This is a genomic window from Streptococcus mitis SK564, from assembly GCF_000148525.1.
Taxonomy (GTDB): domain Bacteria; phylum Bacillota; class Bacilli; order Lactobacillales; family Streptococcaceae; genus Streptococcus; species Streptococcus mitis_H.
The window spans coordinates 1-12,948 of record NZ_AEDU01000029.1 but is presented as its reverse complement, the minus strand read 5'-3'; the positions used below and the strand labels follow the sequence as shown (position 1 = coordinate 12,948).

Genomic DNA, 12,948 nt, shown 5'->3' with positions numbered 1-12,948 from the left:
TGATTATTCTGTATTACTTACTAAATCTGTTTTTCTTAAGATAATAGGCTAGGTGTTTCATTATGATGAGGGCGATTACACTTTTCAACTTGTATATATAAATTTTTAAGCAAATTAATACTAGTCAGAACTGCTTCACCAGTATTTAATTTTTTAATTTGATTGATTTGATTCTCCATCAGATGATTTTGAATAGCTTTTATTTCATCTGGTGAAGTTAGCCTATGAACTAATAAAGTGCCAACTTGCCCTAACAATATTTTATCAACATCATTTGGATTCTGAGTTGTCAAAAACAGAAATATACCTTTCTTTCTACCCTCACGAGCAATGCTATTTAATCCTGTATAAAATGTAAATCCGTCATTATTAATACCTTTTGTATATCTATGAACTTCATCAATAAACATAACAAATGGTTTTATTGATGTCGAACTTAAATTTACTAAATGATTTGAAACGAGATCAATAATCATCCCACCAATGCCATCAGTTGTTCCAATTTGAGAAACATCTATATATAATGATTTTTTTGTTTCTCCCGCTGAAAATGAATCGATAATATCAATAAGACTTTGACCATCAGAAGTGAAAAAATTTACAAGCGATGTGTTATTCAACTTATAATTGACCTTTTGAATGAGGTACTGATTCACATTGAAGTTGAATAAATCCGACTCAAATTCTCCCTTTTTATTTTGTTTAGTTGTTTCAACAGCTATTTGTGCAGATAAAAGATTAATATTAAAATTCTTATCTTCATCCGTAAGACTAGAAAGATCTACTTCTACAGCACTAACAGATCTTCCTATTTTATGATATATTCCATCATTATCCTTCTTATATTGGTATCGTAAAGAACGTATAGCTTCGGCCAATACTGCTGGTTGTGTTCCATCATTTGTCTCAAATAGAATTGACCATTGATTAATTGACATTTGTGATAAAGGTAAGAAAGCAGTTTGTCCAAGTATGTATTTATCTACTTCATCGTCTGTAAATGAGTCTGAATACTCCCCTGTTGGATCTATTATTAAAGTTCTTATACCATCATTGATTAGTTTATCCAAAATGCTCAAAGCTGATGTAGATTTGCCACTATTAGTAGTTCCAATAGTCATTAAATGTCTATTAAACAAAGTTTTAGGTTGCAATCTTATGGGGTAATTCTGTGAGCTGAACGCTAAATTAGCAAATGTTGATAGTTGATTTTCGCTATCTGGATTAACTTCTATTGATTTTATAAAAATATCTACAACTTTTTCATTAGCCATATATACCTTATCAGTGATACCAACCGTGTTTGTCCCATTCAGTTTAAAATACTTTTCACCTAGTGGTATATACCCAAGAATATCTATACTGATTTCAGGAAATATTTTCTCTTGTAACCCACTAGTTAACATTTCGTGAACACTATCTGAATTTGGAAGCTTAGACTGAAATATTTCTCCAAAGAATAACCCATTATTTGAATCAATCAAAACATAGTAATTAATCGTATTAGGTGAAAGTATATCTTTCTTTAACTTCCTATATGAGAATAAAGATAAGTTCTCAATTTGAATTGTTGAGTATGAACGATTGACCTGAGAAATCATTCCAAGATAGTAATTACTTTTATCAGCTACCGTATAAAAACTATCAATTTTCATCTGTAAAGTACCTTCCATTCAAATAATCAACTAAATTATCATTCATCGTTGCCTTTAAAAATGAAATTGGATAACCTTGATCCATTAAATGTACAAGTTCTGCCCAGTTATAATTGTATCTAGAATCCGATTCTTTAATCACATCATAACTATTATTTTCCTTGTTCCACTCTCTATTAGGGTCTATATTAAAGTCAGTAACCAATATCTTAAGACTATTGTTATTTTTTAATGCTTGTGTAATCATTTTGGAAATATGGACGTCTGCGAAACTGAATCCAGATGAAATCAACAAAGTGTTTGGACGCTTTATAAGATCTTGGAATTTTGTAAAGAGTTCAAAATATGGTTCTTGGTAACTTTGAGCATATTTATCAGAACTTGGAAAAACCATTACCATTTTGTCTGTATCTATGATACTATCTTTATTTTTTCTCAAAATAGTTCCATCATCTTGCTTTTCCCAGGTAAGTGAACCATGTATCTTTAAAAGATTGAATATCTTATCCTTATATTCAACCTCTCTGGTGTTGATATTCTGAACCTCCTTTATAAGATTCCATTCAAACATACTGCTATCAAACTTCGGTATTGGAGTGAAATTAAAACCATCAAAAATAACAAAATTATTTTCCGCCGCAGCTTCTTCGATTAAAACATCATAATTTGTCGTAATAACCGAAAACTTATTTCCATCCTTACCTGATATACTTGACAAAAAGTTTAATAACTTACCGTGTTTCAATTCCTTACTGTCATATGAATAGTTTGTATTTTCTTTAATTAGCTGTAAAATCTTTTTGATACTATTATTAAATTTATCTTTATCTGTATCCGGTACATATGGTCGATAATGGAATAGTGTTGATAAGAAATCCTCTAGGTTAAAACTGTCTGCCAATTTATATGTCTCGGTTTCCTCAGATTCTTTATCTAATATATTCCCATCTTTGTATCTACATTGACTAGCCAATTCCTTTAGTGTATATAATCCATCTGATTTATCTAGCTTTGAAAAGACATCATCAGCAATCATTTTTACTGTCTTTCCAAAATTTGGATTTAAATCTTGTGTCACTGATGCTCCTGCGCCTGCTAGAAAAACAATGTTTGAATATTTTTCACCGTAAACTATTCTGTGAATTTTTCCACTAATCATACGTTGAAAGTCAATTTTGGTAAAGACTTTTTGCTGTTCCTCTTGAGAGTCAGGATGTTCCAGTTTTCCATTAGAATCATAGAAAAAAGAATTTCCATCTTTATTTTTCTCTATACCGTAGGAAATTGTATTAGATAGATAATGCAATTCGATTTTCTCATAATCTTTTTCTTTGTCGTAAAAGAAATCCATGTTCTTAGTCCTCCACTTCAAATTTAGGTAAGCTATTAATTAAGTCAACCGTTTGTACAGATACATTGATAATTCTCAACAGCAAATTGAAGATATACTTTTCATCATCACTATAATCATTTGGATCATCTGTAATTCCAGATTTTCTATCAGTTTTAACTTGATACTGATCTATTATCCATTCAATAGCTGATCGTCCATTCACAACATACTCATATGCCTTTTCGGGGATATTACTAATGGTGATGGCGCTGTTAAATATGATTGTAGATAGATCATTTACTGATTTTCCCTTTTCATCACGTTTTTTAGCGAATCTCATCTTGGTTACTTTGTAACTTGGTTTCTCTGCTATCGTAATTTCAACTCCATCGTAGACAGGAACTTCTTCATAGTTAAGATGTAAATCCATCAATTCCTGACCAACTTTAACATACCTCTCCTTATTTTTTACAATAGGAATTCTTGCGAGATCTTTCTTCAAATCATTAGCGTACTTCTCCTGATATTCTCGAGAATTGAGTAATCCATATACATAAGCAAATGTTTCATCAAGATTTAATTCTAGCTTATCAGCAAAATCTTGACTCATGTTATCGTTATTTTGGAACAATGACGTTTCGTCTACTTCGTTGTCGTAGCGCATGAATCCTTGACCATTCATCATAAATTGATAATCAGGAATAAACTTAGTTACAAGAACGCTGAAGTCTTTGTTCGAGCCATTACCAATCGTGACAATAGTCAAGTTATTTTCCCCAAATTGTCTATAATATTTAGAGGGTCTATGCAATAGTTCTTTTCCAAAGTATAGATGTTTTTTCACAAATGGTCTGTAAGAAATAACCCTCGTTTCTGAGACATAATCTATAGTTTTTAATCTAAAGGCATCTTTTTTGAGACCTTCACTCCAATTCAATACTTTAGGATCGTAGTTTAACGATGATTTTCTAAATTCTTCAGGAATTGTTTTCAACTTCTCAATTTCATTATTGTAATTATCTATCAATCTCTTTGCATTAAAAAGTGAATTCTCTCTACTAAACGAATATACCCATGGATCACGACTTGTGACAATACCTGTTGCACTAAAAACAAATACACCATTTTCGCTTGATACTAAACTTCTATAATTATTAAAGTTTTTATCTCGCTGATTGAGCCAATCATTGTTTTCATCAGGTGTAATATCCTGACAATCGATACTTGAAATATCTCCAAAATCAGAAATAATTGCTAGCTTTTCTTTTTGAGAGAGGTAATCTCCAATATCATGGTAATGCAACTCATGGCTGTCCGAACCATCTTTGACTAGGATAGAGATGGCAACTGTTGTTCTAGTACCTCCACCAAAAACATTACCCCCTTCTTTTTTACGAATTTCTCCTTGCCCTAATGCATTTCCTCTCATGTTGAATATATATAGATGGTTAAATTCATCGTAAAGGCTTGCTCTTAGTCCATCAGCACTACTACTGTCTAAAAAACTTCCATTAGATACAAATGAGATGATTCCTTGGTTTGTCAACCTATCTGTTGCCCATCTTACCGCTTTTACATAACTGTCCATTGTAGCATTTTGGGCATTAGCTTTTGATTTCGCAACGTATGTTCTTCTAATATTCTCTTCAAGCTTTGGATAATGTATATTTTGATTATTATCGCTTTCTGACCCTTGACCTTTAGAATACGGCGGATTCCCAATAATGGCTGTAATGGGCTGTTCTTGTTGTCTCTTGAGCCGCTTATCATTGGTACCAAAGAAGGAATCATCCAAAGTATCCTCTAGTTCTGTTGATTCAAAGGTATCTGTTAATACAATTCCTTCAAATGGTGTATACGGTTCATCGCCATTAATTTCATCAAATACAGCTTCAATATTAATGGCAGCAATGTAATAGCTTAAAAGAACAATCTCATTCGCATGCAATTCTTGTGTATATTTTCTTAGAATATCATCAAAGGTAATTTCACCACTATCCATCAATGACTTCAAGTAATGCAATGTTCTAGTGATAAATGTTCCAGTTCCAGTAAATGGATCCAAAATATGAACATTTTCACTCGCTAAAGTCTTACCAAAATGCTTTCTCAAAACTACATCGACCGATTTGACAATAAAATCTACAACTTCTACAGGAGTAAAGACAATACCTAATCTTTCTGTGGTTGATTTAAAGCCAGTAGAAAAGAATTTATCATACAGAGTAATAATGATTTTCTGCTTAGCTTGAGCGTTATCAATTCCCTCTGCACGTAGACGAACTGAATCATAAAATGGTTGCAATTCTTTCTGCTCTTTTTCAAAACCAAATTGTGATAGTTCCTCTACAATTTGTTCCATGGCAGAACTTACTGGATTGTTCTTAACAAAACTGTATTCTCCAAAGAGAGCATCAAAAATTGGTAAAGTAATTAAGTGTTGCGCCAACATCTCAATCGCTTGACTTTGGTCAATTGATTCATTGATATTGTGTTGTAAGCTATGAAGGAATTTATCAAAAGCAGATTTACTATCAGGATTTTGTTCTAAGATGAACTCAATTCCTTGAATGTGACGTCTAGCAATATCAGCTACATCTTTTGACCAGTCTTCTAAGTAACGCCTGTCCCCCACTTTTTGAACAATCTTACCATAAATTGCACCCTCGACAGTTTCCCATTCAAGTTCAAGTTCTGTTTGATAAGCAACTATTGGCTCTTTCACATAACTATCATTGAAATTAGGATCATCTGGTGCACCACCAACCCCAATAACTTGGATATTTTTGGGTTTTTGTTTGTTTAATTCTAGTTTATTAACTGTAGCTTCAAAACGTTCATCTACTGAACGCAGAGCGTTTAACACCTGCCAAATAACATCGTATGTTTTATTGTTATCGAGAATTGTTTCTGGTGTCTCACCTGCTGGAACTACAATTGGTAGAATAATGTAGCCATATTCTTTTCCTTCAAATTTACGGATGATTCGTCCGACAGCCTGAACAATATCTACCTGTGATTTTCGAGGAGACAGGAAGATAATAGCATCAAGATTAGGAACATCAATTCCTTCTGTTAGGAAGCGAACATTTGACAAAATACGAGCTGAATCTTCAGGAATATCATCACTAGCTAACCAATCTAATGCTTCATTTTTTTCGAGGGCGTTCATACTGCCATCTACGTGACGAACATTTACGGAGTAGCCTTCATCACTATTAAGGTATTCATTAACAACATTTTCAAACTGAGTTGATAGCCTTTTACTATCTTCGATAGTCCGAGAAAAGGCTATAGCTCTTTGCATTGGTTCGCCAGAAACTTTATCTGCAAAACTTTCTCGTTTAATCATTCCATTCCAAACACCAATGATACGCCCCACATCATCAATATTCAGACCATTCTCTGAATCAGCAAGAGCTTTTTGCATATCTTTCTGAACCACTGTTTCGTCAACAGCCAAAACCATTAGTTTATAATCCGTTAGGATATCTTGACTAATAGCATCTCCAAAACCTAAACGATAGAATACACTACCATATAGATTTTCATCATCCATACTAGAAATAACGCTTGAATTTTCTTCTGCTTTTTTCTTAGCCTCAATTCCATATAATTTTGGTGTTGCTGTTTGATAAAGACGTTTTATCCCCTTAACATTTAGATCACTATGTACCTTCGTAAACGATGATGCTTCATCTCCAAAAGCTTTTGCACCAGTGGTACGGTGTGCCTCATCTGCGATAATTAAATCAAACTCTGGAAAACCCTCTTTTTGTGCTTCACCAAGAACATCTATTGACTGATAAGTTCCAAAAACCACTAACAGTTCTTTTTTGGGTCTTGTCATTAATTCTAAGTAGTTTTCAACAACTTTTTTTGACGAGGTTGTTGCTGGATAACCAATATCACTAGCTTTAATTGTTAGATTGGACTCATCTTGCTTGACACTGCCACGACTAGCATTTCTATCACTAGTAACTGCCATAGAAGACATTGTCATTTCTGTATCATTGTTCCACCCTCTCAAGGTTTGCGTAAGTAGTTGAATACTAGGTACTAGATAAAGAATAGTATATTGTTCCTTAGAGGCATCTCTTGCCATTGCTTCAGCAATTTTTAAACTCGTAAAAGTCTTACCCGTTCCAGGCGCCATTATAAGTTGTCCACGATCATTTTCTGTAAAATGATTCAATGCAGACTGAATTGCACTTTCTTGATAATATCTTAACTTCTTTTTAGCTTTTACAGCTACTACTTCTGGTGATTCAAAAGAAAATTTTGACCAATCAATCTGAGAATTTCTTAAATCTGAAAGCCCAATACGAATAACATCGCTACGATCTGCTAAAGCTTTTTCAGCATTCTTGCCCCATTTATCTGTTGAAGCAACAATAATACCTGATTCGTAATAATCTTTTCCAAGTTCCCCTAAAAAAGAATCAATATTAGATTTTTGAATACTATGATTATAGAATTTTGCCTGAATCGCTACTAATTCACCAGTAAATTTTTCAGCAACTAAGTCTACTCCAAGATCAACTTTAGGTATTCCAAATTCCTCTGGAACATCTGCTAGCATCCATACATTCTTAAACTCATTCTGGTATGTTGGTTCATTTTGAAAATAGGCACGAGCCAAATATTCAAAATATGTCCCTCGATCTCTCTGTGTTTCAGCAAGTCCATTAATCTGATGTACTAAATTATCAAAAGTCATTTTATTCCCTTCTTTTCAAAATTAAAATTTAGATATAATTCATTTATTTGAACAGAACATATTACAGTTACTATCGTATGTTTATTATACCACTTTCTTTTCCTATCTCGTATAATTCCATCAGGGGTTTGGGGATTCCCCAAAATTCAAATCATCCCAAAAAGTACATACACTTTGTGTATACAAATTTTAGGATGATTTTGGGAGTGTGTGTATACAGACTCTGAGCTCGCAAAGTCATCTTATGAGAAATCTTTCCTTCTCGATAAAATAATCCCAAAAATCAATTTGACTGTCATTTGTGTGTACAAATATTTTAAGAAGATATATAAAAAACGCTGCAAAATTTTTAACAGCGTTTCCTTATTTTAAAATTCTCATATGTCTTTCTTTTTTATGGTTAGCATCATAGTATTCCAGCATCGCATGATACAAACGAGCCTTCGTTTTATCTTGTTGTTTAATTCCATGAAGAAATAATTCTGCTCGCTTTAATTTCAATATGTATTCACATATCTGATCAAAATCCTTATCCATATTACTTTTGAAAATAAACATCTTTTTCCTCCATCACATCAACTATTTTTTGCATCAAAATAGACATATCCATTTTGTTTTCATAGCTTATTCTCCCAACTACAGTTGCAAGACGGGCTATAGAATTGATATTCTTTCCGACTTGTTCCAACTCTTCTGTTAAAGGAACTAAACCTTCAAAAGAGACTTTTTGGATGTTCAAATCTGTTCGTATTAATTTTTGTCTAGCAAACTCAGAAAAATTACGAATATTTTCCTTCCTCATACAATCATTTAATTTTTTATTTTCTTCTTCCGTCAAAAACACCTGTTTCAACACAGATTTTATTCTCATGGTCCTATCACCTCGTTTTCTTATTTAGTCGTTTTACAAGTTCTTTCACTTGTTTACTTGTCTTCTTTTCATATTCTATCATCAGCTCAACGCAGTAGTGAAATATCCTTACATTATCCAAATCCTCACTTTGTTCTGCTATTCTTTCTAACTGACGTAAGTTATTGATAATTCTTCTAACTTGAAATATAAAGTCATGATAAGATTCAAAATCAAATTGAAGATAAATAGGCGAGCTCTTAAATAACATTTTTCTGGCATAAGAGGAAAAACTTAGATGATTTGTCATTTCAATCAAGTTATTCACTATTTCATTTTGCTCCTCAGTGATGTAACATTTCTTTAGAACAGTCCTATATCTACTCATTTATCATATACTTCTTTCGGGCATTTTCATGGGCAATAGCTTTGCACTCCAGCATACGTTCCTGCTTTAAATTCTCCATAGACTTAAATAAATACGCCAAAGGAGACGTCGCATCCTCAGGAATCCGTTCAATCATGCTAATGACTTCATCACTAGTTACATACCCACTAGCCAAATACTCGCCTATCTTCATCTTCTGAGCATGTGTTAAAGTGTAATTGTTAGGATACAAAAATCTATCATTGTACTTATAAGAAATGGATTCTAACAAAGAATAATATTTGGGTGGAATATAAGTTTCAGGCTTTCTAGAACTATTATCCAGTATATTCTCAATCTCTTTCTTATTCTTACTCTTGTTCTTAATCTCTTGCGTTACATTATCATTTTCATCCGTTACTGTAACGTTACAGTCTAAAACGAGTTGTGGCTCGCCTGTAATTAGTGCTTTTTGTTTTTGTCTATGACGAGCAACACGTTACCTAGTTTGTTTTCTAATCTTTTCTAGTCCATCTATATTCTGATGTTTCTCCCATTTTGGAATGGTAATAGCGCCATCTATGATTTCTATCATGCCAAATTCTTCAAACATGCTGAGAGCTAATTTTACAGATGTAGCCTTTCGCCTAAACACTGTTGAAAGCATCTCTTCTGTGTAATAAACCTTGTTCCCTAGACTTAATATGCCACTATTATTTTGCTTTCCTGCAAGCACCAGAATTTTAAACCATATTACAATAAGAGTATCTCCTTCTGGCATTGATTCTATTAGCTGAATTTTTTCATCATCAAATATATCTGTTGTTATCTTGATCCACTGAACACCATTCATACGAGTACCTATCTTTCATATTGCTTCAACCATCGTGTTACTGCTCTTTTATCGTATAAAGTCACTCCATCAATCACCATGGTTGGCATTCCTTCTTTCGTCCATTTTTGGATTGTTGTCGTAGATACATCTAACCACCTAGACAAACCTGACATACGAACCATAGGTTTATAAAGTTCTTTATCTTCAAATACTCTTGCTACAGCATTTGAAATCATCTCATCATAGTGAGCACGTAATTGCTTCTCTAATTCTTTAGGAAGCTGGACAACTAAAGTAGTTTCCGACATAAATTCACACCTCGTTTCTAAATTAAATAAGCTCCGAAACCATTTAATTTGTTATTCATTTTGAATTATATATCCTTTTTGAATTTTTGTCAAGCTTTTTTATTCAAAAAGAATAAAATGTGTTATAATGATAAAAAGGAGGTTCTTATGACGAATCATATTACTAAACTGATAGAAAATAGCGGAAAAAAATTGACAGAAATTAGCGAAGCTACAAATATAGCCTATCCTACACTTTCTGGATACAATCAAGGAATCCGCAAACCTAAAAAAGATAATGCTGAAAAATTGGCAAAATACTTTAATGTTTCCGTCGCTTACATTATGGGACTTGATAGCAACCCACACGCTCCATCAAATCTTAAAATTGTTACAGATAGTTTCAAAACATCTAAAATTGGTTCTGTGACACCTTTTAAAAGCGATATGGAGAAGTTAAAGAAGAGCATCGAATTTGGCGAAAGGGCATTAACACTACCACTTGATGATAGTTTTTCAGATGAATTTCGTCATATATTCTCAGAATATCTAGCTGAGAAAAACAAACGTTTTATGTCTGAGTTTATAGATTATATGAATCACCAAAATAAAGATTCTAAAGTTTGGCAGAGCTGGATTAAAACAGACGAATACGCTATCCGCCAAGAAGATAGAAAAAATAGATAGACACTCATTTCTCAATTACATAAGCTCCGAAAACTTAGATACGGAGAAAAAATGTCTATACACAAATACAAAACAAAAAAAGGAATCCTATACTATGTCAGCTTTTACATTGGCTTAGATGCTTATGGAAAGAAAAAAAGGCACTTAAAGAGAGGGTTCAAAACCAAAAAAGAGGCAAAATTGTACGAAGCTCGTTTAGAAGCTGGTGTCGTTGCCCCCACAGTAAGTACCGACAAACCTAACCCCAAAGTCACTTATAAAGAACTTTATCAAGAATGGTTTAATGCCTATGTTGGTACCGTTGAAGAAACAACTTCTTCCCAAACTAAGAATATCTATCGAATACATATTCTACCAATATTTGGCGATAAATTTATTGACCAAATCAGTCCTTTAGACTGTCAAAACTTTATTACACAAAAATCTCAGACTTTCAAAAATATCAAACAGATAAAATCCTATACCTCAAAAATTTTTGATTTTGCAATCAACATGAACTACATTGATCGAAATCCAATGAAGAATGTTATCATGCCTAAAATCAAAAAAACTAGATCAGATAATTTTTGGTCTCTGGAGGAATTACATCATTTCCTTGATATAGTGAAAGAAACTGAGCCATTTAAACATTTTGCTTTATTTAGACTGCTTGCATTTAGTGGACTACGAAAAGGGGAGTTATACGCTTTAAAATGGGCTGATATTAACTTTGACAGCAATCTATTGAACATAGATAAAAGTCTAGGAAGAATTGACGGTAAAGCGATTGAAAAGAGTACAAAGAATGAATCTTCAGTTCGTACAATCTATCTTGATGATGAGACAATCGATATTATTAAACAATGGAGAAATTTCTATCTAAAAGAACAATCTCAGTTGCCTCTTACAAAGCTGAATATTAGTAACGAATATATGTTCTCTTACATATCAAGCAATGACAAAATTGAGCCCCTTCATGCTGACTACATTAATAACGTACTGAATCGAATCATTAAAAAGCATAAATTAAAACCAATTAGCCCACATGGGTTCAGACATACACATGCAACACTTATGTCTGAAATTGGAATCGACCCTTCTAATACATCAAAACGACTTGGCCACGCAAGCAGTCAGGTGACATTAGATGTCTATACTCACACCACAAAAACTGGTGAGAAAAACTCTATTGACAAATTTGCAGACTATCTCAATAAAGCAAAATAAATCATGATTTTAAAAATTTAGAAGAGGTTATCAGAAGGTTATCACAAAGCTATTTGAGCTCAAAAATCGACAAAAAAGCACTTTGCAAAATTTTTGCAAAGTGCTTTGAAACGTTGATATAATCGTATTGATTAACGTTTTGAGAATTGTGATGCTTTACGAGCTTTCTTAAGACCTGGTTGGGGCACCACTTATTTCATCTAATTTCAAAGTGCTTTAAAATCAACGTTTTCATAAGTTTTCAAAACATAAAATTTCAACTAATTTTAATCAATTTCATCAAAATAAGGTAAACTTTCATAAAAAATAAGCAAAAATCGAACCAGAATATCAAAAGTTTCCCTTATTTAGTTTTACAGAAGTGAAATAGGGATTCACTACACGTCAATATACGGTAGAAACCTTGATTTAAAGCGATTCTTGAAATTTCAAATTTCACTACATTGCAATAAAAATCAGCCGAATCACTACCTTTTTTTGAAATAAGAATATTGATTCGGACAATTAAAAGTAAGAGGAACTCAAATGTAAATTGGAGTTCCTTTTTTGTATATTTTTCAAATAACGCCTCTACACTATTTGTAGCAAATTCACCACTACAGTTTTATCTTAGTTAAAATAAGTTAGAATATGTAAGTGAGTATCAGATATACCAAGACATCGTCACCATCTAAGGTATATTCAAAATACAAAAGTTGACCAACTAGATTTCTGAATATCCTTATATATCCATTCTCAAAATTGGTTTAAATAGCGTAGTCTTTTAAACTAGTTTTGAGAATCTAAAAAATCTTCCTACATATGTAAGAAGATTTTTTAGTTCAGAATGATTAGATTTAGCTAATGGATACCTATCCTACCCACTCACCGTTAGCATTGACTCGATAGCCATCGGGTGTAGTGGTGTTTACTAATAAATCTCCTGAATTATAGGTATAGTACCATTTACCAGAAACTGTAAACCAACCTGTCTTCATAGCTCCAGCAGTATCAAGATAATACCATGAT

At 32.7% G+C, this 12,948-nt stretch carries 9 protein-coding genes and 1 pseudogene; 2 read left to right on the top strand and 8 right to left on the bottom strand.

The window, feature by feature from the left end:
* Positions 1-35: 35 nt before the first annotated feature.
* From SMSK564_RS11410 to SMSK564_RS11375, 7 genes and pseudogenes are all read right to left on the bottom strand, one after another.
* On the bottom strand, positions 36-1,655 hold the full coding sequence (locus tag SMSK564_RS11410) for an ATP-binding protein (RefSeq protein ID WP_000687284.1): 1,620 nt from the start codon (positions 1,653-1,655) through the stop codon (positions 36-38).
* On the bottom strand, positions 1,645-3,006 hold the full coding sequence (locus SMSK564_RS11405; protein ID WP_000345451.1) for an SIR2 family protein: 1,362 nt from the start codon (positions 3,004-3,006) through the stop codon (positions 1,645-1,647). The genes SMSK564_RS11410 and SMSK564_RS11405 overlap by 11 nt, the downstream gene beginning before the upstream one ends.
* A 4-nt stretch (positions 3,007-3,010) precedes the next feature.
* Complete coding sequence (locus SMSK564_RS11400) at positions 3,011-7,708, bottom strand: DEAD/DEAH box helicase (RefSeq protein WP_000141851.1); 4,698 nt, start codon at positions 7,706-7,708, stop codon at positions 3,011-3,013.
* A gap of 363 nt (positions 7,709-8,071) precedes the next feature.
* Complete coding sequence (locus tag SMSK564_RS11395) at positions 8,072-8,266, bottom strand: hypothetical protein (protein WP_000469564.1); 195 nt, start codon at positions 8,264-8,266, stop codon at positions 8,072-8,074.
* Positions 8,247-8,579, bottom strand: coding sequence for a hypothetical protein (locus SMSK564_RS11390; RefSeq protein WP_001220782.1), 333 nt, complete (start codon positions 8,577-8,579; stop codon positions 8,247-8,249). Before SMSK564_RS11390 ends, SMSK564_RS11395 begins: the two co-directional genes overlap by 20 nt.
* A 359-nt stretch (positions 8,580-8,938) precedes the next feature.
* Positions 8,939-9,778 (bottom strand): annotated as a pseudogene (locus SMSK564_RS13905) (phage replisome organizer N-terminal domain-containing protein).
* An 8-nt stretch (positions 9,779-9,786) separates the two neighbouring features.
* Complete coding sequence (locus tag SMSK564_RS11375; RefSeq protein WP_000005472.1) at positions 9,787-10,068, bottom strand: hypothetical protein; 282 nt, start codon at positions 10,066-10,068, stop codon at positions 9,787-9,789.
* Between the two features lie 147 nt (positions 10,069-10,215).
* On the opposite strand from SMSK564_RS11375, the gene SMSK564_RS11370 reads away from it, so the two are divergent.
* Together SMSK564_RS11370 and SMSK564_RS11365 are read left to right on the top strand one after the other, a co-directional pair.
* Positions 10,216-10,734, top strand: a complete 519-nt coding sequence (locus SMSK564_RS11370) for a helix-turn-helix domain-containing protein (RefSeq protein WP_000181350.1) — start codon at positions 10,216-10,218, stop codon at positions 10,732-10,734.
* Positions 10,735-10,785: 51 nt separating this feature from the next.
* The gene (locus tag SMSK564_RS11365) at positions 10,786-11,940 is read left to right on the top strand and encodes a site-specific integrase (RefSeq protein ID WP_000022153.1); all 1,155 of its coding nucleotides are present in this window, start codon (positions 10,786-10,788) and stop codon (positions 11,938-11,940) included.
* A gap of 851 nt (positions 11,941-12,791) precedes the next feature.
* On the opposite strand, the gene SMSK564_RS13010 is transcribed toward SMSK564_RS11365, so the two are convergent.
* On the bottom strand, positions 12,792-12,948 hold a 157-nt coding region (locus SMSK564_RS13010; protein ID WP_000315128.1), incomplete at its 5' end, for a hypothetical protein.

What these genes read in the sequence shown, in the direction of transcription:
- SMSK564_RS11365 (WP_000022153.1), top strand. Translation starts at nt 10,786, where the DNA reads ATGTCTATACACAAATACAAAACAAAAAAAGGAATCCTATACTATGTC.
- SMSK564_RS11390 (WP_001220782.1), bottom strand. Translation starts at nt 8,579, where the DNA reads ATGAGAATAAAATCTGTGTTGAAACAGGTGTTTTTGACGGAAGAAGAA.
- SMSK564_RS11400 (WP_000141851.1), bottom strand. Translation starts at nt 7,708, where the DNA reads ATGACTTTTGATAATTTAGTACATCAGATTAATGGACTTGCTGAAACA.
- SMSK564_RS11370 (WP_000181350.1), top strand. Translation starts at nt 10,216, where the DNA reads ATGACGAATCATATTACTAAACTGATAGAAAATAGCGGAAAAAAATTG.
- SMSK564_RS11395 (WP_000469564.1), bottom strand. Translation starts at nt 8,266, where the DNA reads ATGTTTATTTTCAAAAGTAATATGGATAAGGATTTTGATCAGATATGT.
- SMSK564_RS11405 (WP_000345451.1), bottom strand. Translation starts at nt 3,006, where the DNA reads ATGGATTTCTTTTACGACAAAGAAAAAGATTATGAGAAAATCGAATTG.
- SMSK564_RS11375 (WP_000005472.1), bottom strand. Translation starts at nt 10,068, where the DNA reads ATGTCGGAAACTACTTTAGTTGTCCAGCTTCCTAAAGAATTAGAGAAG.
- SMSK564_RS11410 (WP_000687284.1), bottom strand. Translation starts at nt 1,655, where the DNA reads ATGAAAATTGATAGTTTTTATACGGTAGCTGATAAAAGTAATTACTAT.